Genomic DNA, 24,206 nt, shown 5'->3' with positions numbered 1-24,206 from the left:
GACGATTGTTTTCAGCGGCAGGCGGCACTTGTGCGGGACATAAATTCTTTCAGGAACCGGGGAACATCGACCTGTACCGCGACCTCCATGGTCTTTCGTGGATCATTCAAGCGCGTGTTGTCACCGATGGTACGGCCTCGGGTAGGCCCATCCACGTCTACTTGCATGTTCATAGGCAGTGTTTTTACGAAGGTGGGATCAATGGCCACTGCGGCAGCGAGAGGATCATGCAGACCGCATCCATGAAGGTGAGGGTGGAATTTCGCGTAGGCGCCGATGTAGAAATCAGTCATGTCAGCCAGGAATCTGGAGCCAGGAGTATCCATGTCGCGCCATTGCTGAGTTTCCTTCTTGGTCAGCAGCGTCTGGAGGGTGACATCCAGCCCGATCATTTTTGCGGGGATACCAGACCGGAATACTCTGTTTGCCGCTTCCGGATCCTGGGAGATATTTGCTTCCTCCCAAGGATTGACATTGCCGCATACTGTCAAGGCTCCACCCATCAACACCACTTGACCAATTTGGTCAACGATTTCAGGTGCACGCTTAATGGCGGCATCCAAATTGGTCAATGGGCCGGTGGGAACGTAGACCAGATCCTTGCCATAGGTCTTTACGGAATCAATAATGAAATCCACAGCGCTGGTTGTTTCAGGTTCCTTATTGGAGTCGGGAATTACTACTTCGCCGATGCCATTCTTGCCGTGAATATCCGCAGATGGAGTCAGAAACTCGTCTTTGTCGCTTGGGTGGTCAATGCCAGGATAGACCGGGATTTCGGGATGACCTAGCAGACTCAAAACGGCCAGCGAATTCCGCAAGCCCTGCTTGAGCACCACATTTCCGTAAGTGCCTGAGATTCCCAACAAATCAATGTCAGGGCTCCCAAGGGTGTAGCTCAGGGCCAAGGTGTCATCCACGCCTGTGTCCAAATCGAGAATCATCTTTTTCGCCATTGTGAAGCTCCTTCTACTCTGACTGGCTTTAATAGCGATTTCTCAACAAGCTCAGGCTTTCTCCCTGACTTGAACTTGCGTCAAAACACTACATTGTATTGATAAACCGTTATATCAACGCAACAAATTCATGATAAAACGTTAAATCTGACTTGTCAAAGCAACGTCTGTTCGAACATATATTGCGCGATACATTTATTAAATAAAATACGGAGAGCACTCAGCAAAAGAATGCTATAGATCAAGAATGGTGTTTCGTCCAAAAGACAGATCGTGAACCAGTGCTTGCCTGAAGGAGTGTGTAACGGGTAGGGATTTACATAGATGGGTCCATGGCGAAAAGCTGTTCTGGACAGAAAAATACTTGTGAGGACCTACCTGTTCTCACGACTCGATGACCTGCTGATCAAAGACATTGAGAGCAAGAGAATAAGAGTATAGGAACGCTAAGGGCTGGATACTAGAAAGCATGTCTTGTTATTTGGGGCGGAAACATGAACTGGACGGTGTTGCTGTCCTGGATGCCACAGCCAGTTTTCTGGAGCGTTGCTTGTGAAGCCGACCCGAATTGTACCTGTGCCCTGCGATTTCCTCCTGAATCTGACTTCCAGAGGAGGACGCTTCGGCGTAATCTGAGGCATTCGAATATCTGGCAAAAAAATGAAATACGCTGCTGCGATGATCTTGGGACCCAAGGAGCCTGTGCCAGTCAAATAAAACAGTGCCGTTCCCGGTCGGGGTTTCCGAGTGCCACGGTGTTGAGTATCTGGTTGTCCACTCCGAAGCAGCCGTCGATTCTCATCCGCTCCCTGGTCGACTCATAGTGGTTCTGAGCTCACGTATTGTATTGTCTGATGTCGATGTCATTACGCAGTATGCAAGCCACTTACCCTAGCTGCCCTTCTTAGGTTTGCTTTGGCGGATGGCCACCATTTTCAGGAGAAGACGTTTGGAATCTGCGCCGATGGTTATCCATGAACCGGCTCCATTGAGTCTTGGTGCGGAGAATATAGTCGATTTCTGTGCGTGGACCATCTTTGCAGTCTTGATCTCTCGATGTAACTTGCGAATCCTGGGGAGTATGACCGGGTCTTCTCCCACTGGCTACACGTTCTTATCCTTGTATCGCGTAATTGCATGACGATACTCAAGGCTTGGTAATGGGCAATGAGTTGTGAGCATGTTTGGTGTGTCGCTGATAGTTTGTCCGGAGTGTTTCCCCAACCTACATTTATGCTGAGCCATGCCGATAATCCTTGAAAAATGAGGGTGTCAAAGACTTTTGGCAGGGGAATTTTTGGTGGGCGAGGGGTTGGGTTGATAGCTTGAGAGGGTCGGACTTGCGCAGGTCACGATGATGCAACCACATAGTCATCAACCAACATCGGTTAGCGAACGATGGTCAAGGAAAGCGAGTGGCAGGGGTATGGAACTGGGCAATCAGATTCGACGGTATCGCTCGGAGTGGGGCATGTCCCAGGACGATCTTGCGGGGAAGATATTTGTGTCCCGCCAGACCATATCCAACTGGGAGAACGATCGTACCTACCCGGACGTGCAGAACCTGCTCCTCCTGTCCAACCTCTTCGATGTGACCATAGACCAGCTGATCAAAGGAGACCTCGACATCATGGATAAGAGCATTGATTCGGAAACCAAAAACCTTCGCCGACTCGGCTTGGTCTGTGGAATTCTCACAGTCTTCATGTTTTTGACCCTTATCGTCGGGTTTGCTCTCTATATGAAGTTGAACAAGTCAGATGTGATTCTGTATGCCATGCTCGCCATGGTTCTGATAACGGGCATTTTGGGTATCATAGCTGCCGCGTACATCGAGCAGATTAAAGCCCGCAATGATGTGCAGACCTTTCGGGAGATCAAGGCCTTTCTGTCGGGCGAGGAAGTGGACCGTAGTAAACGAACCCGCTTTGAACGAAAGTGGCTCATGCCCGGAAATCAATACTACAGCCAGGCGTTCAAGTCCCATCCGATTGCGGGGCCGGTCATCAATTTCTGTGTGACTTCAGCCGTTGGATTCTCTCTGGGTGCAGGTATCGTCTGGATTCTGATTCACATCTTTGGCATGACCTGACTTGTATAGGAAAAGCAGATCGCACCGCAGAAATACGCTTTTGTATGACATTTCTTGGGTAGAAGTTGAGGGGGGGGGCTATACAGATATTTTTTACTGCTTCTTGAGGTGAACTGTGGTTGTGGTGCCCATCGCGCTGGCCTTGTAGATGATTTCACCGTTTTCATACTTGAAATCTTTGGTATCGTCCTGTGAGGCGAGCAAGCTCTGCGGCATTTTGTCCTTGTTTCCCTGGCTGGTCCAAGAGTAGCCGCCAGCGGTGGTCGGCGGGGTGAAGCTGCCGGACCAATATAGGCTAGTGGTGTCGGGGCTCACCCAATTGATTTCTATGCTATCAGCGGTCACCGTTGCCTGCTGGTAGTGGTCTTTATCGGAACCGTTTGTCTGCTTCCATGTCCCTGTTAGATCGGCCGGTTGTGGGGCTTTGTTCGTTTTCCTGGGTTTCTCTTGTGAACTGGTCGTTTGCTTTCCTGCATCCGAGCTTGTTGAAGAATTTCCTCCGCAGGATGACAAGCCCATCAACATAACTATTGCGGCAACTGTAGTCGCGATGCCCTTACGCATTTGCGCTTCCTCTCGTCTTCAGTGAACGGCAATAGAATATCATGCAGGCTTAAGCGAGATTGAAGTTGGCATTCATATCAGCCCCCTGTTGGTCACAGAGATGACGGGTTCGCGATGTTAATCGAATGCTGTGGAAAACGGCTCCAAGTTTGGAAAAATTCGCTAGCGTTGCTTTTGTAGATAGCTCCTGTGGACAGGTATTTGATTGGATTGATAAGTTGCATAATAGGGTCCCCTTGCTCGAAAGTTTAAGCGTGATTCGTGCTAATACTTTTGCAGAGCCAATGTGCTGTCAATCTGTCAATTATTTGAAGAGCAGACGATATTGTTGATCAGATGCTTGAATGGGAAAGTCATCAGACGATAGATTGAGTCTTTTTTATCAAAGAGGTGTTTGCGTGGCAGGATTGATATGTCTGCTGTGACATTAAGGTTAAGCCTATTTACCTTAAAGCCCTAGCGTTTCAGGGCGCTTGCTGCTTACTGGGTCAGAATATACGAAAAGTACTGTATTCAGTATGTTTAAGGTTTGATACAGAGTCACGCCGCATTATATATTTCCCTCCACATCTTCTGCTGCAGAAGTTATAGCGGACAGGGAAGCAACGGGAATGTTCAAGAATTTGTTTCAAAGGTAAGTTTGTTTTCAGCGGTCATAGCAAAGACATATAAGCGACGTATCAGTTACTGCCGGTCGATGTTCAGTATCGTCTTGCCGAGTTACTTGATTATGGCATGTCGTGTGTAAGCGAACTTATGCAGAAAGCGATATATCCACACTGGACCTTGCATGAGTCATGCTCTTCGTTCCCTGTAATGGTGTCCGCTGATGTTTACACGCACTGATAGAGGGAATCCGAATAATGTTGATGGGTTTCCAGGCTGCGGTGTAGCTTATCAAGCGTGAGGAAGAGGAAGAATGACAAGGGCACGTTGCTGGGTATTGTCATTCTTGCGTTGCTTGGTGTGATCATCATGCATCCGGTGATCTCAGGAATCATTATTGCGGTTATCGTTCTGTTGGCAGTGCTGTATGCGATGGCGCATAAACAGCAGACTCAAGACCTCGGAAATGAGCATATAAGCCCAACCGCTAAGAAAAGGCATGGTCCGAGAGGAAAACACGCAAAACGGCCTGCTGACGAGCTGGTTCATTTGAACGATAATACGAAACCTGCCGACAACGATGACGGCTTGCCTGTGGATTATGTGGTGCTTGATACCGAGACGACGGGTCTGCGTGCACAGATGGATCAGATCATCGAGATCGGGGCAGTGAAGGTTCGTGGCCGGAGCATTGTCGACAGTTTTGATACCTTGGTCGATCCCGGCAGGAGTTTGGACAGCAGGATTGTCGAATTGACCGGCATTACTGATGCCATGCTGGACGGTCAGCCGAAGATCGGTGATGTGTTGCCTTTGTTCTGGTCCTGGGTAGGAGACGACCCTGTTGTAGGTCATAATTTGCGTTTCGATATGAGGTTTTTCGAAGCTGAGAGTGCACGAGTGGGGTATACCATGCCCGGCCCAGTGTGCATGGATACCTTGCAAATGAGTCGAGCTTTGTTTCCACAGGAGAAGCATCATCGGCTGCAGGATCTTATTCGCAGATTCGGCATCGCAGAGAACGAGGAGCATCGTGCATTGTCTGACGCCGCACAGACTCAAGAGTGCTTTGAATGGATGCGCCGGTATATGAGCGGGCTAGGCGGTGGGTTCACTACTGTCCTCAATTCGTCAGATTCTTCATCCAGTGCTTCTACGCTATTGAAGCAGCCTAGGCAGTCCCGGCGTTTCAAGGGAAGGGGTGTGCATCGCCCATGCAATCAGCGTCCCGATGGTCAGTGCATCGTAGAGGGTATAGATAAGTGGCAGACCGTTGGTGTGTCGGGTGCGGCAAAGCATCAGGATCTGTTTAACCGATTCTCCACCAGTGACGAGGTCTGGGTGAGATTGCTGCATGGATTCATCAAAACAGGTAAGTACAAGGGTTGGCCGACAATCCAAGTCTGGCTTGACGGAGAATATGCGGGATGCCTCACCGTATTGCAGACATCACGCCATTACCGCCAGGTTCCGTCCGAAGGCGGCGTATCGTACGCGCATTTCGGCGCGAGAACTAAAAGGGGAACCTGCCAGTTGCGGGTCTCATTTCCCTATGCCCATGCCGAGATGGAATTGAGCCAATTCGCGCAAACAGCTTCACTGAAGGAAGTTGATATGACTGGTTCGGCGCAGATGAAGTTTGAGATGTAGCCAAATATTCAGATCTGCCTTGATAGTTATCGAACAGAACCGTAAAGAACGGAAGCAAGAAACTTGGCTCAATAGTTCGTATTCCGGGTGAGCTCTGCCTAGGCAGATAGCATTCTGAATAGTCGAGTGCCGATGGCTACCTTGCCGTCAGCCGGGCGGCGGGGGCCGCTATCATGAGAGCCGGAACAGGATCGAGCGGGTCCTTCGGATCGGGGCCCGATGAAGGAATGCGTACATGGCGGATATGGTTGACAATCACAATGACGACGAAGGCCCGGACCTGGGCAGGACCTACCACAGCGGTCCGGTCATTATGCGCGGGCCCATGATTCCTGAGGCGGACGCCAATGCTGGTTTGCTCTCGTCGGGCGGTGACACGGACTGGCTGCATATGGATCCTTGGCGGGTGCTGCGCATCCAGGCCGAGTTCGTCGACGGGTTCGGTGCATTGGCGGAGCTTGGGCCGGCAGCCGCCATCTTTGGTTCGGCTCGGACCGGTAGTGAGGATCCTAACTATGCCGCTGCGCGCAAGATGGGCGGTGACTTGGCCAAGGCTGGTATGGCAGTCATTACCGGGGGAGGGCCTGGCATCATGGAGGCGGCCAACAAGGGTGCCGCTGAGGTCGGTGGCAAGTCCGTCGGCCTGGGCATCGAATTGCCCATGGAGCAGGGGCTGAACCGCTGGGTGAATCTGGGCATCACCTTCCGCTACTTCTTCGTACGCAAGATGATGTTCATGAAATACTCCTCGGGCATCATCGTTTGCCCCGGTGGGTTCGGCACCCTGGATGAGATGTTCGAGGTGCTGACCCTGGTCCAAACCCATAAGGCACCCAGCATGCCCATCGTCCTCTTCGACCGGGCTTACTGGCAGGGGCTCTTTGACTGGATTTCGGACACGGTGAAGCAGCGGGGCATGATTTCTGAGCTGGACCCCGATCTGGTCATCCGCACTGATGATCCTGACGAGGCTGTGCAGGCCATCCTGCGTCACCGTGCCTGAATAATAGGTGCGCGGCAGTCAGTGGGCGCGGGTGGCCATGATCATGCCCGTGCCGATGGGCAGAAGACAGGATTCCCAGGCGTTGTCTTTGCTTATGACCTCCATGATGGTGCGTAAGGTGGTCGTTTTGGCGGATCTATTGGCCGGGTTGAGCACGCCGCCCTTGTCTGGATCGTCCAGCAGGTCAAAGGCATCCGTGAAGATCAGCTGTCCCCGGTCCTTGAGCAGGCGCGGGGCCTGGTCCATAACCTGTTGGTAGTTGTCCCCATTGCCTGAGACGACGATAAGGTCGTAGTCGCTGGGGTTGAGCCTGGGGAAGTAGGTTCGGGCAGCCGCGTTGACCGCCCGCAGTCTCATGCCTGGATGGACTTTCTCCATGCCTGCGAATATTTTTTTGACCAGCGAGGTGCCTTGGGCTGTGGAGTCAACGGCGGTGAACTGGCCATGACCGTGCAGGCCCGTCATCAGGCGCAGGGCTTCGACCACAGAGCCGTTACCTACCAGGATGATGGATGCCGGAGCGTTCCGCCCGGCCAGGAACTGCAGGAAGGCGCCTTGAGACCGGGAGCATTGGGCGAATCCGGCCTCTGTAGCCTTGTCTCGCAAGGTCTGCAACTTGTCGGATTCGACGTTCAGAGCGCTTGCCTCGGCGAATTCCCATCCTCTGGCGATGTTGTTGTACGAGGTTTTGTCCATGCTAACCATGGTAACGACTAGAGGGCACAAGCCTGTCGCCGGCTCTTGCTGCCCCGTGTGGGCATGAGTCTGGCTACTCTTTGACGGCTTCAACCAGCCTCCACATCTCTTCGCCTACGTCGATACCCCGGGGGCAGGGTCGGGTGCATGCTCGTATCGACTGGCAAGCCTGGATTCCGTCCACCTGGTCAATGGCTTCAAGACGTTCCTGCCGATGGCTGTCGCGGGAATCGTTGATGAATCGAGCCGCTGCGATCATGGCTGCCGGTCCGGCGAAGGCCTCACCGCCCACATAAATGGGACAGGCCCCCTGGCAGAGTCCGCAGGCGATGCAGGTGCTGAGCAGCTCATACCGGGCCAGCTCTTCCGGGGTTTGCCGGTATTCCGACGATGGTTCTGCCTTGGCTGCCTTTGCCTGGGCTGCTCGGCTGCTATCAGCAGAGGAATCATTATGGAGCAGATAAGGCTTGAATCGTTGAATCTGCTCAAACATGGCATCGGTGTCCACTATCAGGTCTCTAAGTGGAGTGAAGCCGGGAAGCGGGCGGATCTCTACTACTGAAGATTCTGCATAGCTTGATGTTTCAGTAGAGTGTGGTGTGTCAGTATGGCTTGTAGCTGCTGTAACGGTTGCGGTTTCCGTAGGATTTGTAGCCGAGAAGTCTGTGGCCGTAGAGTCTGGGACTGAATCTGAGTGCGATGCCGACGTGGATAGGGCCGTTGCGGTGGTCGCCGTGCCGGTGCGACGGAAGGCTTGAGACTGTTGAACCTGCGGATTTCCAGTAGCTACCCCGGGTGTGGCGTATGCGTTTGGCATGGTTTTGGATGCGGAAAGGCAGTCGGCGATGGTGGCTGTGCAGAGCAGATCCGGGCGGCCGTTGATGAGCACGGCATCCGATCCGCACATGCCATGTCCGCAGGAGTACCGGAAGTTCAGTGTGGGGTCCACCTCTCGCTTGATCTGCAGAAGGGCGTCCAGAACAGTGCGCTGTGGGGCAATGCGGATCGTGTACTCCTGCGTCCAGCGGCGGCCTCGGGCCCGTCGGTTGCCAGCTGTGGCAAAGGGGTTGCTCTTGGCGAATGGGTTGGTTCGTCCCGGACGCTCTGATTGGGGTCGTGGGGTGAACCGGGCTATTCGGAAGGTCACCGGACGGGGATCGCGGTCCGGTGCTGGTGCCTTGGATCCGTCTGAGCCGGTGGACTGTGATGTCACGGTTGCTCCTGTCCTTGCTCGGGATATGGCCCGATGCCCATTGATATGCGCGGACTCCATCCTAATCCCTGACTGACCTGAATAGGTCTCGATTAGGTGCTCGTCTGACCAGATTGGATTCAGAGTCCATAATCGGGGTCCATCAGTAGTTGCGGCCCTTGGGAGGCATGTCGACGATATGAACAGGCTGCCAGGAGACGTCTTCCTTGGCATCGATCATGGTGTGAGCCAGATAGTGTTCGTCATCACGCTGCGGATAATCGCTGCGATACAGGGCGCCGCGGGATTCCTGACGCTGCAGACTGGCATTCAGCACGGCCCGGGCCAGTGTCAGCAGGTTGTCCACTTCCATGATGGCGGTGACCTCCTGGTTGAGTACTGCTGTCTCACTGTGCGCACTCAGCTGTTTTGCATCAGTTTCCAGTTGATCCAGACCGCGCAAACCCTTTTCAATGCTGCCCTGATCGCATCGGACGGCAACGGCCTCCTCCATCAGCCCTCCCAGTCGGCCCATCAGCGCATAAGGGTTGTTCAGGCTGGCCTCGTCACCGGGGTCGGAGGCTTCGCCTTGGTCGTCAGCCAATGCTGGTTCCGAGGGTTCGCCCTTGCTTGCGCCAGCCAGCAACTCGTCCAGGAAGGCCTGACGCTTTTCCAGAGCTTGTGTGAGCGGAGACGTGTCGATCATATCGTTTGGCTCGTCGGCTTTGGTCATGGCGGCGGCGATGGTCTGCCCGGTCCTGGTGCCAAAGAGGCAGGCGTCCAGCAGGGAGTTGCCGCCCAGTCGGTTGGCTCCGTGAACGCTGACACAGGAGCATTCCCCGGCGGCGAACAGTCCGTCGACGATTCGACGGTGGCCATTCTGCCAGCGATAGACGCGGCCACGATCGGTAATAGGGATGCCTCCCATGGTGTAGTGGGCGGTGGGTTTGACCGGAACCATGTCCACAGTGGGATCCAGGTGGGCGTAGCGATGGATGGTCTCGGTGACCTGGGGGAGTAGGGCAGTCATGCGCTGGCTATCAATACCGGTCATGTCCAGCCAGACACAATCATGAGGCCCGTCCGGGTTCGATGGATCGGCCACCCCACGACCTGCATCGATCTCGGCCATGATGGAACGGCTGACCACATCCCTGGCGGCCAGGTCGCCGTGTCCCGGCGCGTAGTCCTGCATGAAGGCCCGGCCCTGACTGTTCCTGAGCACGCCGCCTTCTGCGCGGGAGGCCTCCGACAGCAGGATGCCGGTGTGGCCCAGGCCGGTGGGATGGAATTGGATGAACTCCACATCCTCCAGTTGCAGACCGGCCTGCAAGGCGAGTGCCATGCCATCACCGGTCAGATCCCAGGAGTTGGAGGTTGTATGGAAGAGTCGGCCGGCCCCGCCCGTGCACAGGACGATATTGTCGGCTTGGATGGCTTGCAGCTTGCCGGCGTGGGTGTCCAGGACGATCAGTCCACGGGCCTGGCCGCCGGTTTCCTCATCAGCAGGCGGATCCACGACCAGATCGGTCACATACCATTCCTCAGCGAACTCGACTCCCAGACGCAGACACTGCTGCCAAAGGGCGTGCAGGATCTGGTGGCCGATACGGTCGGCTGCATAGGCTGCTCTCCTGACTGGGTGGCCGCCATAATCGGCGGTATGGCCGCCAAACTTTCGCTGGGCGATGTGCCCGTCTTCAGTCCTTGAGAAGGCCACCCCGTCATGCTCCAGTTCGATGATGATGCCCGGGGCCTGCTCAGCCAGAATCCGCACGGCATCCTGGTCAGCCAACCAGTCGCTGCCCTTGATGGTGTCGTAGTAGTGCCAGCGCCAGTCGTCCTTTTCCTGGTTGCCCAGGCTGGCCGCGATACCGCCCTCTGCTGAGCCGGTGTGGGATCGCAGAGGCTGCAACTTGGAGACGACCAGGACCTTTGGTGACAAGCTGCTTTCGCTCCTGTCGCTCTCCAGAGCCCTGTACAGTCCCAGAGCGGTTGACAACCCGGCCGCTCCGGCTCCGACGATGACGGCATCATAGCGGCTTCTGACCTTCTGCGGATTCATACCATTGATACTGTCACAACCCGTTGATAGTGGTGGCCCTTCGGGTCCATGTCTGCTAACGCGGGCAGAATGGGTCTTATGACCGAACTTTCCTTCTCCCAGCAGGTTTATCAGGTCGTCAGGCGGATCCCTCGCGGCAAGGTGGCCACCTACGGTCAGGTCGCCTCCCTGACTGGTCACCCACGTAACGCCAGATTCGTGGGTTATGCACTTCACGACAACCCCGAACCCGGGGTGATTCCCTGCCATCGTGTGGTCTTCCGCGATGGTTCTCTGGCGCCGGGATTCGCCTTTGGTGGTCCGGAACGTCAGCGTCAGCTGCTGGAGGATGAGGGCGTTCATTTTGTCCCTCCGCGTAGTGACGAGTTGGCTGGTGCAGACGGCTGGGTGGTGGATTTGGACCGCTGCCGCTGGCAGGCCTGATTCTTCGGGTGCTCAGCTACGACGCATCCGCCCTGCAGACTGATTAGACCGCGAATCTCTAGGGACCCCAGCAGTTGCATCAGATGTCTGACGGAGAGCTCACGTCCTTGATTCGCCAGTTCAGCGCGAAGCTGTCCCGTCATGGGCGGACCATTCCGGCGCTGGCAGGTGCGGATAGCCGCCAGCACTGTTGCCTCTTCTTTTGTTAGACGCTCGTCATCTGCTTTTTTGCATTCACTGTCAGTTCCCGAATTTGATGGCTGGGTTGAGGGTCCGTCTCTATCAGTCCGGGATTGTTTGAGCACGGTTGGGTCCGGTTGACCGCCGTTTATGGTCTGGGCCCGATGATCCGAACCAACCATCGGTGTGCGTCGCGCGTTCTGCCTGTTGATTTGGTTATCACATGATTCGGCGGTACTGACTGAAGCGGAGACATCTTGACGGACGGACTTGCCGGGGTGAACCGGTCCATGGGCAGGGTGGCAAATGTCTCGGATGTCGGATGCAGACAGGAGTAGCTCCGCCTTGCCCTCATGGATGAGCCGGTTGCAGCCGGTGTTTTCCGGTTGATCGATTCTGCCAGGAGCGGCCAGTACTCGACGACCCAACTCGACTCCCCAGTTGGCTGTGTTCAACGCGCCGGATCGGTGACGGGCCTGTGCCACAACGATGTCGGAGGCTAGGGCGGCGATGATCCGGTTGCGCAGCAGGAACCGACGCGCCTCGGGGATGGTTCCGGGCGGCAGTTCGCTGATCAGTGCGCCGCCATCTTCCTCGATGTTTTCGAACAGACGGCTGTTGCGTTTGGGACCCATATGCAGCAAGCCTCCGGCAAAAACGGCGACCGTGCGTCCGCCGCCAGCAGCCAGGGCTCCCCAGTGGGCGGCAGCATCCGTGCCCATGGCCCCGCCGGAGACGACCAGATGGCCTTCGCCAGCGGCCTTCCTGGCTAACTGGTGAGCAGTGGACCGGCCATACTCGTCACATGTCCTTGACCCGACCACGGCCAAGGGTCGGTCACAGCAGATCAATGTTTCGGGATTGCCTTGCCCCCACAGGCAGAGGGGAGGGGCCCAGTCGGAGCGGCGTGCAAGGTCATCCACCTGGCCTGGCCAGCAGGGATCGCTTGGGGTCATCACCCAGAATCGGCCACCGCCAGTCATCATGGTCCGCACCTGATCGGTGTCCATGGCAAGCAAGGGTGTCAGGCGTCTCCGCCAGGAGTTGCTGATCTTGTGGAACCGGGTGAGGTCCTGGGGGTTTGTTTGTCGTCCCCACCGAGCCGTCCCCTTCAGAAAGCGTTCATCCAGTCTCGTGCGAGCAGCATCATGATGGCCGTCAGTCCCTGCCTGGTTCGGCGTTCTCAGTTCGATCAGATTTCGACAAAGATCGGCCGCCTGGTCCGAGCCCAGCAGACAAGCAATCATAAAAGCATCGGGACCATCTGCCGCCAGAGTCAGCACGGTTCTGGCAAGCCAGTCGCTTTCGACCATGGTCATCGGTAGCGGCTGGCCGTCGGGCATGGTCTTCATCATGGGTTGGGCCATCTCAGACGGCCTTTGTTCTGAGCAGGATGCCGGTGGTCACATCGTCGGCACCGGGGCTGGTCCGCCCGTCCAGGTCTGCCAGAGTCCACGCCAGGCGCATGGTGCGGTCGGCCCCGCGCAGGCTGATCCGTTGCCTGCGCAGGGCCTGATCGACGACCGAACGTGCCTTGGCTGATGTGTTCTGACGCAGCCATTCGCCGCTGATCTGAGCGTTACAGGTCCAACCTTGCTTGCGAAAACGCTCTTTTGCCGTGTGGCGGGCGCGGGTCACACGCTGGCGGATCTGAGCGCTGTGCTGGCGTGGACGGTGGTCGTCGAATCCGGGGTCGGTCACCGGGGGGACCGTGGTCTGGATGTCGATGCGGTCCATGATTGGTCCGGACAGCCTGTTCCAGTAGCGGAGACGTTCGCGGGGCGTGCAGGTGCAGCGCTCGCCGGTACCGTATCCGTACCCGCAAGGGCAGGGGTTGGCAGCCATGACCAGCTGGAAACGAGCCGGGAAGGTGGTGCTGCCCTTGGCCCGGGACAGGAAGATTCGCCCGATCTCCAAAGGCTCGCGCAGGGATTGGATCACCCTTGGGGAGAATTCCGGAGCCTCATCCATGAAGAGGACGCCTCGGTGGGCACGGGTGATGGCACCGGGGGTGGCCAGTCCGGCGCCGCCTCCGACCATGGCCGCCATGGAGATCGTATGATGAGGAGCCTCGAAAGGCGGCACATCGGAGATCCCATACTGGCTCAGCGTGCCGCACAGGGATCGGATAGAGGCGACCTCCAGCTGTTGAACAGCGTCCAGGGCGGGCATGATGCTGGGAAGCCGTTCAGCCAGCATGCTTTTGCCGGCTCCTGGAGGGCCGACCATGAGCATGTGGTGACCGCCGGCTGCAGCCACCATCATGGCCCACTTGGTCTCCTCCTGGCCAATCACGTCAGCCATGTCCGGCTTGGGCGGAGATGGGTTGGCATTGGCGGGGGAGTTGTCTTCATGCTGCCCGATTCTGGGATGCGTCTTCGCTATGGCGGTCGATTTGTCGGTGTCTAGGTGGCTGTCTAGCTCAGGGGCGGTGATCCTGCTTCGCCCGCCCAAGGCCTGGATAAGCTGGCCCAAGTGGCGTAGTCCCACGACCTCGATATCGGGTACCAGATGAGCCTCGTCCAGATTGTCTGCAGGGACGAAAGCCCGCGTGATCTCCTGGGATCTGGCCTGCGTCAGGATGGGCAGCAGACCGTTGATGGGCAGAATCGTGCCATCCAGGTTGAGTTCGCCCAGGATGACCGTATGGTCCAGGCCTTCCGTCGGCAGTGCCCCGCCGGCTTCGAGGACGCTGGTCGCAATGGCCAGGTCGTGTGAGGAGCCATGCTTGGGTTTTGAAGCTGGGGACATGTTGACGGTGACCCTGGTCTGCGGCCACCGGAATCCACAGGCCGAGCAGGCGGATTTAACCCGTTCCCTTGATTCCGACAAGGAGGCATCCGGCAGACCGATGATGGAGAAGTAGGGCAGACCTGGGGAGATGAAGGACTGTACGTGGATCAGAAAGGCCTTGAGGCCTATCAATCCCACGGATTCAGCGGATCCAAGACGCATCAGAAGGCCTCCCTGGTGTGCCTGAGGAAGACTGATCCCGGATTCCATCCGCCTCTGCCCGAACAATTGGATCCTGTGGCGGCCTTGGCGGATGCCTGACTGGAAGCCAGGGGATAGGGGTTCTCGGAATGCATGCTTCTACTGGGGTCGGACTTGACTGACAGGCTGATGACATCGAAACGGGTGCCGCGATGCCGTGCGCTGGGATCTCGGTCATGGCTGATCAGCCATTGGACTGCAGCGCGGCGAAGGTGAGTCTGTTTGCGTGGGCCGACAGCCTGTTCTGGGGATCCGAACCGACCGGTGCGTCTGGTTTTGACCTCAACGAATACCAGAGTCGCCTCCGGATCCAGTGCGATGATGTCCAGCTCACCGAACCGGCTTCTCCAATTTCGGGCCAGGATTTTCCAGTTGCGTTGCAGCAGCCACTGGCAGGCGTAGTCCTCGCCCAATCGTCCTAGCTCTCGGCTGTTTATGCTGCTAGCTCTGATCTGTCGTTCAATATCTGCCAGCCCTATGTCGATAGATTCATCGTTGCCTGTATCTGATGTGGTCGTCCAAGATTGATTGATTTCTGGATCATCAGCAGATCCTTTGAAATCGGGCAGAGCGTTTAGGGACTGCGTGATCGATGGATCTGCAATTATATCGTCGGTACCGGTTCTCTCGTTCCTGTCATTGATGACTGTGTGGTGATTAGTTGGTCTGGTCAGTGCTTGTGTGTCCATGTTTCTAGAAGACCACTGGGAGGAAGTCGGCGACAATTCGAACCAGACATGTGGTCGAATGAGCCTGCGATAGCGACAAAGTGGATGAACAAGTGGATTTCCGATGTTGACCTTGTGTCAGTTGCACTCATCCAAGTATTAGTAGGGGCGGCAGAGGCAGAAAGAAGAAAAATGTTGAAATAGAGGTGAAAGCACAAACGAGAGAAAGCAGAAACCAAAGAAACAGAAACCAAAAGCAGAAATCAAGGAAGTAGAAACAAGTAGCCCTTGGAAGAGCGAGTAAGTGAGGGACGCAGGGCAACAGGCAGATAAAGGAATCAGCGAATATGACAAGACAAAAAGAGCCTGTGATGATCTTCGTCGCTGTCTCTCACCCGGATGAGGGGAGTGGGGATCCAAAGAGATCAAAGGAGACCAGGAGGTGCAACCGATGATTTCCTGAGAAGCACTTTCTGGTCTCCTGCTGCTGAATTGCTGTATAGCCTAAATGGCTGATTTGTTAGGTATTAATCGAATTTCTGATTGACGAGGACTAGATGGATGCGACGCAGCCCTCGGGCAACCGCGTCACATCCATATCGGTCCTAGTAGCCTGGCTGAAGGAATCAGGCCGCGGTGACCACATTCATGTCGGCACGGGCGATGGCCTGGTCGAAGTCCCTGGTTCCCTTGAAGACCTCCTGGGTCCAGGGGTTGATGTGCTGACGGCGTGCACGGACCAGGATGTAGCCCAGTGCGAGCACGTTGGCGGCCAGGGAGAGGATGGAGACCGTCAGGTTGACCCCGGCCTTGTTGACCGACTGGGTTGAGAAGACCGAGTAATCCTGGAACATGGGCAGGACCTGAGCGAACATGCACCAGATGGCCAGGGTGTTGGCCCGGTTCTGGATCCAGCCTCCCTTGTTCCAGAGGAAGTTCGCGAAGGTGGGCGCCAGGAGGAGGGCCAGGCCGCAGTACCAGGCGTGGTTGGGCAGGCAGTTGTAGGTGTAGCAGAAGTTCCACAGGTCATAGGAGATGATGAAGACCCAGGTCATGTCGGGCCAGAGCATGTCTCGACGGTCCTTGGAGGCGTAGATGCCGAAGATTCCGGTCATGCAGAAGATGTTGATCAGGCCCGCCACCCCATTGAAGATGTTGTGCCAGCCGCCCATCAGAGTGATGCCCTCGGTGGACACCCAGGTTCCGCCCCACCCGCGCAAGGCGGATTCGAAGTCGGAGACCACGGCGATCAGGATGTTGATGGCGACGATGATGAAGGGGAAGCACTTGAACCAGTGGGATTTGCCGATCTTGCCCCATCCGTACTTGAGGGCCATGAAGCCGATGCAGCCAGCGGTGGCGGCATAGAGCTTGGCATAGTGGAACCAGCTGGTCATATGGACGTAGGTTGGGTTATGAAGCGCCCAGTCGGCCCCGAAGGCCGCCGATACGTAGATGGTCAGGAAGTATGCGGTCAGGGCAGCAGGAATGGCCAGGAAGCAGATGATGCCTCCAGTCTTGCTCCGCCTGGCGATCTCGTTGAGACCGATCAGGCATGCGAAGACCAGAATCCAGCCCAGCCATTGGTAGGGGGCGTTGGCTCCGTAGACTTGGAACAACATGACGATGTCCTTTCTTCTGTTCTGTGTCAGGCGTTCGTTGGTTTGGTTCTTGGCAGCGGAAGTCGGGAAGGACGCCGTCGCTTTACAGGTAGGGCTCCAGGTGGAGCGTCTGGGCGGCCATCCGGATGAAGGTTTCGTCGCTGGTGTCCGGCTGCACTCTAAGGAGGGTGATGAAACCGGAAATCAGAACGATCAGCATTTCACGCACATGGTCGATGGGCAATTGATCCTGGTGGTGTCTGGCGAAGTCCTGAACTGCTGTCCGGCAGAAGTAGTCGGCTATGGCCGTGGAGACTTGGTCCACGAATCGCGTGTAGAGCCCTCCGTTGCCCGAGTGGATCATCTGCTGTCGGAGTGGGCTGTTGTCGGCGATGACCGACCGGGCCACCTGTACGACGGTCTCCAGTGCTCCTTTGACGTCGCCAGGTGTCCGCTTCCTGTTCCATTCCTCCATTCGTGCCAGGACCTGGTTGACGGACTTGTCCACCATGGCCTGGGCCAGGGTCTCCTTGTCGGGAAAGTAGTGGTAGAAGAGGGACCTGGTCATCCCCACCTGCTTGGCGATGTCCTTGATGGTGATGTGAGAGAATCCCTTGCTCCTGCAGATATCGATCACAGCCTGGACGATTTCGTCGCTTTTCCTGGACCTCTTGCGCGAGGGTCGCGGAGCGACAACTGACCCGTCTTCTGTAGCTGATGCCTGCATGGTTACTTCCTGTCCTTCCGGAGTCTGCCGACCCCAGGAACTGAACTTTGACACTTTGTCAACATTGACGATTTAAGTATAAAACCGGCTTTGACAAAGTGTCAATTTCGCATGGATGCCTATCTGTAGGCGGCTACCGAGTTTCACCTCATGGGGGGGGGATATAAGAAGACCCCGAAGCAGGGAATGCTCCGGGGTCCTATGGAAACCTGTGGTCAGTTGATCTATGACGCTATTACCTGAGGTGTAGGTGACCGCCTTACCCGACCAATCCGGTCATCTGCCCCAGGTCCAGCTCGAAGCTGACCCCGCGCTGCTGATAGTCAGGCTGATTGCGCGTGTGCTGCATGGCTGAGCGGACGAATTCGCCGGCGATCCGGGCGGCATCGGCCAGGCCTCGTCCTGCAAAGAGTGCCCCGCAGAGGCTGGAGGCAAAGGCATCGCCGGTTCCGTGGATCATGAATGGCAGCTTGTCGTGGACCAGCTCGGTGCGCTCGCTGACTCCACCATGATCTGCCGAGGCCACGAAGTTGCGCAGCTTGCCGTCCTTCCGGTCGATGCCCTTGATGATGACGTTTTTCGCGCCCATGTCCAGCAGGCGGCCCAGACGCTCGCCAACCTGGGCGTCGTCGAGGTCCTGGCCTTCATAGTCGATGCCGGTCAGCAGACTGACCTCGGTCAAGTTGGGCATGAGCAGGTCGGCCCCATCGACCAGATTGGTCACGGCCCGGCACATTTCCTCGGTGTAGGTGGGGTACATGGATCCGCCGTCGCCCATGACCGGGTCGACCAGCCGCAGGGCCTTGGGGTATTCGCGATACATGCGCTGAATGATGTCGACCTGCTCGGCACTGCCCAGGAACCCGCTGTAGATCCCGTCCAGTTCGACGCCTTCCTTCTGCCAGGCATCCAAGTATCCCGGCAGCATCTCGGTGGTGTCATGGAAGGTGTAGTCCTTGAACATGGTGTGCGCGCTGAACAGGGCGGTGGGCACCGGGCAAACGTCGCATCCGGCCGCCGAAAGGATGGGAATGGCGGCCGTCAGCGAGCACTTGCCATACCCGCACATGTCATGCACAGCGGCGACTCGGGGGATGTACTTGCTGTCGCGCTGGTAGAGCCTGTTCTGATCGTCCGTCTGTCCGGCCATCTTTGAACTCCTTCATGCCTGCTGAGGCTGTTCGCAGCGGAGTCTTCTCCGTCGCTTACTCGACTCTACAGCGGAGGGGTTAAACGGAAACCGCCGCGTGTGCAATGGCGAGATAAAAAAGGCCAGTTTTCAACCTTTTGGAAGCTGTTATAAAAAAGGACGATACCGAAAAGTCCCTTCTGGCTTGAACAGGTGGGCTTGTGCCGCTTATGGTCACATTCAAGAACATGGACGAGGACGCACGTCACCAACAGATAGGAATCGACATGACCGACCAGAACCCGCACAAGTACCATTTCGAGACGCTTCAGCTCCACGTGGGCCAGGAGCAGGCCGACCCAGCCACTGATTCCCGGGCCGTGCCCATCTACGCCACCACCAGCTACGTCTTTCACGACTTCGATCACGCCGAGGCCCGGTTCGCTCTGAAGGACCCGGGCAACATCTATGGCCGCCTGACCAACTCCACCCAGGGGGTCTTCGAGGACAGGATCGCCGCCCTGGAGAACGGCACCGCCGGTTTGGCCGTGGCTTCGGGAGCGGCAGCGGTGGAGTATGCCTTCCGGAACATCACCCAGACCGGGGACCATATCGTGTCCTCCAAGAACATCTACGGCGGCACCTTCAACCTCCTCAAGCACACTCTGCCCCGCGATGGTGTCGAGACCACCTTCGTGGATCCTTCGGACCCGTCCAATTTCGAGTCGGCCATCCAGGACAATACCAAGCTGGTCTTCTTCGAGACCTTCGGCAACCCCAACGCCGACCTGCCCGATTTTGAGGCCATCTCCAAGATCGCTCATGACCATAACCTCCCGGTGATCGTCGACAACACTTTCGCCACTCCTTACCTTTTCCGTCCGCTGGAGCACGGGGCTGACATCGTCGTGGAATCGGCCACCAAGTTCATCGGCGGCCATGGCACCACCCTGGGCGGGGTCGTCGTGGAAGGCGGACAGTTCGACTGGGCGGCAGTGCCCGGCAAGTTCCCCACCCTGACCGAGCCTGACCCCAGCTACCATGGCCTGCGCTTCTACCAGGATCTGGGCGCTGCGGCCTTCGTCACCCGCATTCGCGCCATCCTCCTGCGCGACACCGGTGCCGTCATCTCGCCCTTTGCAGCCTTCCTCCTCCTGCAGGGGACCGAGACGCTCTCGCTGAGGGTTGAGCGTCACGTCGAGAACGCCCTGAAGGTAGTGGATTACCTGCAGACCGTGCCGGAGGTGGAGTCGGTCAGCCATCCGGCCATCGAGGGGCGTCCCGACCACGAGCTCTACAAGCGCTACTTCCCCAACGGCGCTGGTTCCATCTTTACCTTCGATCTGAAGGGCGGCAAGGATGCGGCCAGGGTCTTCATCAACAACCTGCACCTCTTCTCCCTCCTGGCCAACGTGGCTGATGTGAAGTCGTTGGCCATCCATCCGGCATCGACCACCCACTCCCAGGAGACGCCGGAGGAGCTGGAGGATCAGGCCATCCATCCCGGTACCATCAGGCTCTCCATCGGCACGGAGAACATCGAGGACATTCTGGATGACCTCAAGGGTGCCTTCCAGGCATTGAAGGAGTCCGGTCTGGCCAAGTAACCGGCAATCACACTTCCTTCTTGGTGCCATATCTGCGCGATATATGACCGAGAAGGCACAGAAGCAGAAGGTGCCTGTCGAAACCTCATTACGTTTCGATGGGCACCTTTGTATATGCCCTCTCATTCCCTCTCTCCAGTGGCAGAGAGCACCTGACCAGTCAGGCGGAAACGTTCTGGTGGGTAAGATGGGAGTATGAAACATGGAGCAAAGACGAGGGTGTCTTCCGATTCGTCGTCCGGTGCGGGGAAACCGAGGCAGATCGCTCAGGTGGCCATCAAGGCCAAGGGACTGACCAAGGACTATGGGAGTGGGGAGAACCTGGTCCATGCCCTGCGGGGTGTAGATGTCGAATTCGAACGGGGTAGGTTCACGGTCATCATGGGTCCCTCCGGGTCGGGCAAGTCCACCCTCATGCACACCTTGGCGGGCTTGGACACCGTTACCTCCGGACATGTCTACCTGAACGGGACCGATGCCGCCGGTGTGAAGGGCAGGCGGGCCCGTCGTCAAGGAGGGCGGAGGGGCGTGGTCGATCTGACCAAGCTCAACGACAATCAGCTGACCCTCTTGAGGCGCCAGAGTCTGGGCTTCATTTTCCAGAGTTTCAACCTCCTGCCCATGTTTACGGCCAAGCAGAATATCCTCATGCCTCTGATCCTGGATGGGGCCAAGCCAGACACAGCTTGGCTGGAGGTTCTGGCCAAGACCCTGGGCCTGGAGGAGAGGCTGACTCACCGGCCCAGCGAGCTTTCGGGTGGCCAGCAGCAACGTGTGGCCATCGCCAGGGCCCTCATCACCAAACCTTCCATTGTCTTTGCGGACGAACCCACCGGAAACCTGGACACAGCCTCCTCGACCGAGGTGCTCAGCTTCCTGCGGGATTCGGTTCGCGAGCTGGGGCAGACCATCATCATGGTCACGCATGATGTCTTCGCGGCCTCCTTTGCCGATCGGGCTTTGGTGTTTGCGGATGGGCGAATCGTGGCAGATCAGGACAGACCAACCGTGGATTCCATGAACGCTTTGCTCTCCGAGGAAGTCATGGGCTCCGCAGCTACAGCTGACTCGGCTGCTCATCGCTGAGGGGAATGCTCATGTGGTTCGTTGCTAGGAAAATGATGCGGCATGACCTGGGCATGATGATTCCCGCTGGCATCGCCATTGTTGTCGGAACACTGTTTATCGCCATGACCTTCCTCTTCGGCAACACCATGGATGTTTCCATGCGGCGGATGGTCTCATCCGATGCCGCCCAGGCCAACTACGCCATCATCCCAGCGGAAGGCAACCATTCAGAGCAGAAAAGGGTAAAGGACTTCAAAACCGAGGAGCTGGCAAAAGTCCCAGGTGTTCACGCAGTCAGATCAGACACGCAGCTCATGGCGGATGTCCGCGCCGGCAAGGTCAAGAGCGAGAGCGTGATTGCCATTCCTATGGCGGATTCGTCGCTGATGCCGGTCGGTCTGTCCAAGGGATCCTGGCCTAGCGCTGATGACCAGGTGGTCCTACCCGGGCCGACTGTGTCCAGGCTCAAACTCTCTCTGGGCGACAAGGTGAATCTGAACCTCTCGCCTGACATGCTCTATATTTCCGAGGACCTTGGGCCGAAAGGGCAAGCCAGCGCTGACCAGGTTGCGGGCAGGTTCGTATCGAGGCCGCTGACTTTGTCGGGTGTCAGTTCGAACCAGGGCAACGAGGGCGGCAGGTTTGGCGAATCGGGCGGCGCAATCGTGCTGACCCCCAAGACCATAGATGCCTTGATGGCTACAGCAGGTCTTGGCAACATGGGTAACCTGTATGCCCAGAACATCTACCTGAATGTTGCCGGACAGGGCAGCGACCTCGATGGGAGTCTGGCCTCTCTGCGCAAGCTCATGCCTTCCGGCTATTCCCTTGAAAACCGTCACACTATGGAGGACCGACTGGTCAAGACCGCACTCGGCGGCTCCCAAAACCCCGTGACCACTTTCCTTCTGGTCTTTGGCACGCTGGCCATGTTCGTGGCTGCCACCGTCATAGCTAACACCTTCCAGGTCATGGTGGCTCGGCAACGTCGCTACCTGGCCCTCCTGAGGACGATTGGCGCCAATAAGGGGCAGGTCCGGGCCAGCGTCCTGTTGCGCTCCGTCATCCTGGGGGCTGTGGCCTCCCTGATCGGGGTCGGCGCCGCCATCGGCATCATGGCCATTCTGGGTGTAGCCAAGGCTCATACGAGTTCCCTCTACTTCCAATTGAAGCTGACTCCGGCAGTCATCCTGGTGCCTCTCGTTTTCGGCATCGTCGTTACGGTCTTGGCTTCCCTGGGATCTTCATGGGCCGCTACCAGGGTCAGTCCTTTGGAGGCGCTGAGGCCTGCCGATCTTCTGCAGAACAAGCGGACGAGCAGGATACGTCTGTTTGTCAGTGTGGTCATGATTCTGCTGGGCATCACCATGACGGTCTGGTCTCTCTGGCAGGTCAGGCTTAATGTCACGGCAGACAAGGCCAGCAAAGCATCCGGAGACGGGCCGAATATCGTCGCTGCCATGGCTGTCATCGGCATTGTCCTTGCCTTCCTAGGTATCCTTTTCAGCGCCAATCGTTGGATTCCTTTCATGCTCAAGGGAGTCGGTTCCCTGGTTTCGCGGATTGGACCCTCGTCCACAATCGCCGTGGCTAACATAGCTCGGAATCATTCCCGTGTGGCGGCTACGGGTACCGCCCTCCTGATTGGCGTGACGCTGGTCGCCACCCTGACCACAGGCGCCGCCGGCGCTAAGCAGACCATGGCCGACATGCTGGATGAGCACTACTCGGTAGATCTGCAGATTAGTGCCGATGGTCTGGATGACAAGGCTCTGAGCGCCATTCGACGGATCGACGGGGTCGCACAGGCCGAACTGGTGCCCCAGTATGCTGCCATGGTCAAATCAGGCGGCCAGAACGGTGCAGGAATGACTATTTTCGCTCTGGATTCAAACAAGATCGATCGCCTCCTGAATGCCAAGGTCGGCAAGGATCTTTCCGGACAAGATGCCCTTCTGCTTCCCAAAAGCCTCATGGATAAACAGAAGGATTTTCATGACGGCGGAAATCTGGGGCTCAATGTACTCAACCCGATTCAAGGCGACGCTCAAGGCGGATCCGCATCGGTGGCTCAAAGACTCTTTGTGACCAGTGTCTACGCGCCCTTCCAGGGGATTGATGCCAGCGATTTATATGGCCTGACCGACTCATCCTCGCTCAATGGCGTTCAGCCTCAGACCGTGCAGATCTGGGCCAAGGTCGATGGCTCGCCAACAGTCTCGGCGTTCATAGACAAGGTGAAGAGTGCGCTTTCTGGGTATTCGGCTGTTTCCGTGAAGGGCGGGCTGGCTGAGAAGCAACAGTGGGACCGGACCATCGACAACCTGCTCAAGATCATCCTGGCCCTGCTGGCGGTGGCAGTTGCCATCGCCTTGATCGGCGTTGCCAACACGCTTTCCCTTTCGGTGCTGGAACGTCGGCGTGAGTCCGCCACTCTGCGGGCCATCGGGATGACCCGCAAGCAGATCAGACGGTCCCTGGCTGTGGAATCAGGGCTGATAGCCCTGGGGTCGTCCTTGTCTGGCATGGTCCTGGGCCTGCTCTTCGGCTGGGCTGCAGCCTATGAGATCTTCTCCTCTCTGGGGACTGTGGCTTTCCCCATTCCCTGGTCCACTGGACTGGTGATTCTGGTGGTGGCGCTCGTAGCGGCGATCCTGGCAAGCGTCCTGCCAGCAAGACGCGTCAACAGGACTCCACCGGTTGTGGCTCTTGCTGAGGAATGACGGCAAGCAACCTGCGTGCATCATAAGCACAGCCTTTATCTCAGCGCGCCTTGGTCGGCGCCGGAAATGATTGATTTGTCTCCCCAGATGCCGGCTTCACTGCTGCTGCTTGGAAGCGAGCCGGCTTGAGCGAAGGGACCTTGATATTCCCGGAGTCAATCAAGGGGATCGAGGTAACTGTTGCAATCCATTGATCAGATGGTTGCATGTCTTGAGGCTCACGTCTTTTGCGCTGAACATGATGTTCTTCATCTCCCAGATG

18 protein-coding genes are annotated in these 24,206 nt (G+C 57.0%); 7 read left to right on the top strand and 11 right to left on the bottom strand.

Going from position 1 to position 24,206, the window contains the following annotated elements; genetic code table 11:
• Positions 1–11: 11 nt before the first annotated feature.
• Complete coding sequence (locus LPC22_RS00710; protein WP_046323066.1) at positions 12–956, bottom strand: nucleoside hydrolase; 945 nt, start codon at positions 954–956, stop codon at positions 12–14.
• Positions 957–2,382: 1,426 nt separating this feature from the next.
• Here LPC22_RS00710 and LPC22_RS00705 point away from each other — a divergent pair.
• Positions 2,383–3,048: a helix-turn-helix transcriptional regulator gene (locus LPC22_RS00705; protein WP_229131659.1), complete on the top strand. Its 666-nt coding sequence runs from the start codon at positions 2,383–2,385 to the stop codon at positions 3,046–3,048.
• Positions 3,049–3,141: 93 nt separating this feature from the next.
• Here LPC22_RS00705 and LPC22_RS00700 read toward each other — a convergent pair whose 3' ends face one another.
• On the bottom strand, positions 3,142–3,612 hold the full coding sequence (locus LPC22_RS00700; RefSeq protein ID WP_121914269.1) for a hypothetical protein: 471 nt from the start codon (positions 3,610–3,612) through the stop codon (positions 3,142–3,144).
• A gap of 903 nt (positions 3,613–4,515) precedes the next feature.
• On the opposite strand from LPC22_RS00700, the gene LPC22_RS00695 reads away from it, so the two are divergent.
• Together LPC22_RS00695 and LPC22_RS00690 are read left to right on the top strand one after the other, a co-directional pair.
• Positions 4,516–5,868, top strand: a complete 1,353-nt coding sequence (locus tag LPC22_RS00695) for a 3'-5' exonuclease (protein ID WP_229131658.1) — start codon at positions 4,516–4,518, stop codon at positions 5,866–5,868.
• Between the two features lie 235 nt (positions 5,869–6,103).
• Positions 6,104–6,871, top strand: coding sequence for an LOG family protein (locus LPC22_RS00690; protein ID WP_229131657.1), 768 nt, complete (start codon positions 6,104–6,106; stop codon positions 6,869–6,871).
• Between the two features lie 18 nt (positions 6,872–6,889).
• On the opposite strand, the gene LPC22_RS00685 is transcribed toward LPC22_RS00690, so the two are convergent.
• The 3 genes from LPC22_RS00685 to LPC22_RS00675 all read right to left on the bottom strand — a co-directional run bounded on the left by LPC22_RS00685 (position 6,890) and on the right by LPC22_RS00675 (position 10,824).
• Positions 6,890–7,567 (bottom strand): O-methyltransferase, encoded by a 678-nt coding sequence (locus tag LPC22_RS00685; RefSeq protein ID WP_229131656.1) that lies wholly within the window; start codon positions 7,565–7,567, stop codon positions 6,890–6,892.
• A gap of 73 nt (positions 7,568–7,640) precedes the next feature.
• Positions 7,641–8,714, bottom strand: a complete 1,074-nt coding sequence (locus tag LPC22_RS00680) for a succinate dehydrogenase/fumarate reductase iron-sulfur subunit (protein ID WP_229132254.1) — start codon at positions 8,712–8,714, stop codon at positions 7,641–7,643.
• Between the two features lie 208 nt (positions 8,715–8,922).
• Positions 8,923–10,824, bottom strand: a complete 1,902-nt coding sequence (locus tag LPC22_RS00675; RefSeq protein WP_229131655.1) for an FAD-dependent oxidoreductase — start codon at positions 10,822–10,824, stop codon at positions 8,923–8,925.
• A gap of 78 nt (positions 10,825–10,902) precedes the next feature.
• Between LPC22_RS00675 and LPC22_RS00670 the strand changes: the two genes are divergently transcribed.
• Positions 10,903–11,247: an MGMT family protein gene (locus LPC22_RS00670; protein WP_229131654.1), complete on the top strand. Its 345-nt coding sequence runs from the start codon at positions 10,903–10,905 to the stop codon at positions 11,245–11,247.
• Here LPC22_RS00670 and LPC22_RS00665 read toward each other — a convergent pair.
• From LPC22_RS00665 to LPC22_RS00640, 6 genes are all read right to left on the bottom strand, one after another.
• The gene (locus tag LPC22_RS00665) at positions 11,163–12,794 is read right to left on the bottom strand and encodes a DNA-processing protein DprA (protein WP_229131653.1); all 1,632 of its coding nucleotides are present in this window, start codon (positions 12,792–12,794) and stop codon (positions 11,163–11,165) included. The two genes, LPC22_RS00670 and LPC22_RS00665, sit on opposite strands and share 85 nt — an antisense overlap.
• Before the next feature lies 1 nt (position 12,795).
• On the bottom strand, positions 12,796–14,382 hold the full coding sequence (locus LPC22_RS00660) for a YifB family Mg chelatase-like AAA ATPase (RefSeq protein ID WP_229131652.1): 1,587 nt from the start codon (positions 14,380–14,382) through the stop codon (positions 12,796–12,798).
• On the bottom strand, positions 14,382–15,110 hold the full coding sequence (locus tag LPC22_RS08360; protein ID WP_284143450.1) for a YraN family protein: 729 nt from the start codon (positions 15,108–15,110) through the stop codon (positions 14,382–14,384). Before LPC22_RS08360 ends, LPC22_RS00660 begins: the two co-directional genes overlap by 1 nt.
• Positions 15,111–15,715: 605 nt before the next feature.
• On the bottom strand, positions 15,716–16,711 hold the full coding sequence (locus LPC22_RS00650) for a DUF5692 family protein (protein ID WP_024626496.1): 996 nt from the start codon (positions 16,709–16,711) through the stop codon (positions 15,716–15,718).
• 82 nt (positions 16,712–16,793) lie between these two features.
• Positions 16,794–17,417 carry a TetR/AcrR family transcriptional regulator gene (locus LPC22_RS00645; RefSeq protein WP_229131650.1) on the bottom strand — a complete coding sequence of 208 codons (624 nt, stop codon included), beginning with the start codon at positions 17,415–17,417 and terminating at the stop codon, positions 16,794–16,796.
• Between the two features lie 259 nt (positions 17,418–17,676).
• A complete protein-coding gene (locus LPC22_RS00640) occupies positions 17,677–18,567 on the bottom strand; it encodes a pyridoxamine kinase (protein ID WP_229131649.1) in 891 nt (296 codons plus the stop codon).
• Positions 18,568–18,833: 266 nt separating this feature from the next.
• Here LPC22_RS00640 and LPC22_RS00635 point away from each other — a divergent pair, with 266 nt between their 5' ends.
• The 3 genes from LPC22_RS00635 to LPC22_RS00625 all read left to right on the top strand — a co-directional run bounded on the left by LPC22_RS00635 (position 18,834) and on the right by LPC22_RS00625 (position 23,944).
• Positions 18,834–20,153, top strand: coding sequence for an O-acetylhomoserine aminocarboxypropyltransferase/cysteine synthase family protein (locus tag LPC22_RS00635; RefSeq protein ID WP_229132252.1), 1,320 nt, complete (start codon positions 18,834–18,836; stop codon positions 20,151–20,153).
• 195 nt (positions 20,154–20,348) lie between these two features.
• Positions 20,349–21,239, top strand: coding sequence for an ABC transporter ATP-binding protein (locus LPC22_RS00630; RefSeq protein WP_229131648.1), 891 nt, complete (start codon positions 20,349–20,351; stop codon positions 21,237–21,239).
• A gap of 11 nt (positions 21,240–21,250) precedes the next feature.
• Positions 21,251–23,944, top strand: coding sequence for an ABC transporter permease (locus LPC22_RS00625; protein ID WP_229131647.1), 2,694 nt, complete (start codon positions 21,251–21,253; stop codon positions 23,942–23,944).
• The last annotated feature ends 262 nt before the right edge of the window (positions 23,945–24,206 follow it).

Source organism: Bifidobacterium mizhiense (genome assembly GCF_020884755.1).
Classification (GTDB): domain Bacteria; phylum Actinomycetota; class Actinomycetes; order Actinomycetales; family Bifidobacteriaceae; genus Bombiscardovia; species Bombiscardovia mizhiensis.
Note: the sequence above shows the minus strand (reverse complement) of the source record. Positions and strands in the feature narration are given on the sequence as shown.

Coding starts and splice junctions, on each gene's coding strand:
- LPC22_RS00710 (WP_046323066.1), bottom strand. CDS start 956: ATGGCGAAAAAGATGATTCTCGATTTGGACACAGGCGTGGATGACACC.
- LPC22_RS00705 (WP_229131659.1), top strand. CDS start 2,383: ATGGAACTGGGCAATCAGATTCGACGGTATCGCTCGGAGTGGGGCATG.
- LPC22_RS00700 (WP_121914269.1), bottom strand. CDS start 3,612: ATGCGTAAGGGCATCGCGACTACAGTTGCCGCAATAGTTATGTTGATG.
- LPC22_RS00690 (WP_229131657.1), top strand. CDS start 6,104: ATGGCGGATATGGTTGACAATCACAATGACGACGAAGGCCCGGACCTG.
- LPC22_RS00685 (WP_229131656.1), bottom strand. CDS start 7,567: ATGGACAAAACCTCGTACAACAACATCGCCAGAGGATGGGAATTCGCC.
- LPC22_RS00675 (WP_229131655.1), bottom strand. CDS start 10,824: ATGAATCCGCAGAAGGTCAGAAGCCGCTATGATGCCGTCATCGTCGGA.
- LPC22_RS00670 (WP_229131654.1), top strand. CDS start 10,903: ATGACCGAACTTTCCTTCTCCCAGCAGGTTTATCAGGTCGTCAGGCGG.
- LPC22_RS00665 (WP_229131653.1), bottom strand. CDS start 12,794: ATGGCCCAACCCATGATGAAGACCATGCCCGACGGCCAGCCGCTACCG.
- LPC22_RS00660 (WP_229131652.1), bottom strand. CDS start 14,382: ATGCGTCTTGGATCCGCTGAATCCGTGGGATTGATAGGCCTCAAGGCC.
- LPC22_RS08360 (WP_284143450.1), bottom strand. CDS start 15,110: ATGGACACACAAGCACTGACCAGACCAACTAATCACCACACAGTCATC.
- LPC22_RS00650 (WP_024626496.1), bottom strand. CDS start 16,711: ATGTTGTTCCAAGTCTACGGAGCCAACGCCCCCTACCAATGGCTGGGC.
- LPC22_RS00645 (WP_229131650.1), bottom strand. CDS start 17,417: ATGCAGGCATCAGCTACAGAAGACGGGTCAGTTGTCGCTCCGCGACCC.
- LPC22_RS00640 (WP_229131649.1), bottom strand. CDS start 18,567: ATGGCCGGACAGACGGACGATCAGAACAGGCTCTACCAGCGCGACAGC.
- LPC22_RS00635 (WP_229132252.1), top strand. CDS start 18,834: ATGACCGACCAGAACCCGCACAAGTACCATTTCGAGACGCTTCAGCTC.
- LPC22_RS00630 (WP_229131648.1), top strand. CDS start 20,349: ATGAAACATGGAGCAAAGACGAGGGTGTCTTCCGATTCGTCGTCCGGT.
- LPC22_RS00625 (WP_229131647.1), top strand. CDS start 21,251: ATGTGGTTCGTTGCTAGGAAAATGATGCGGCATGACCTGGGCATGATG.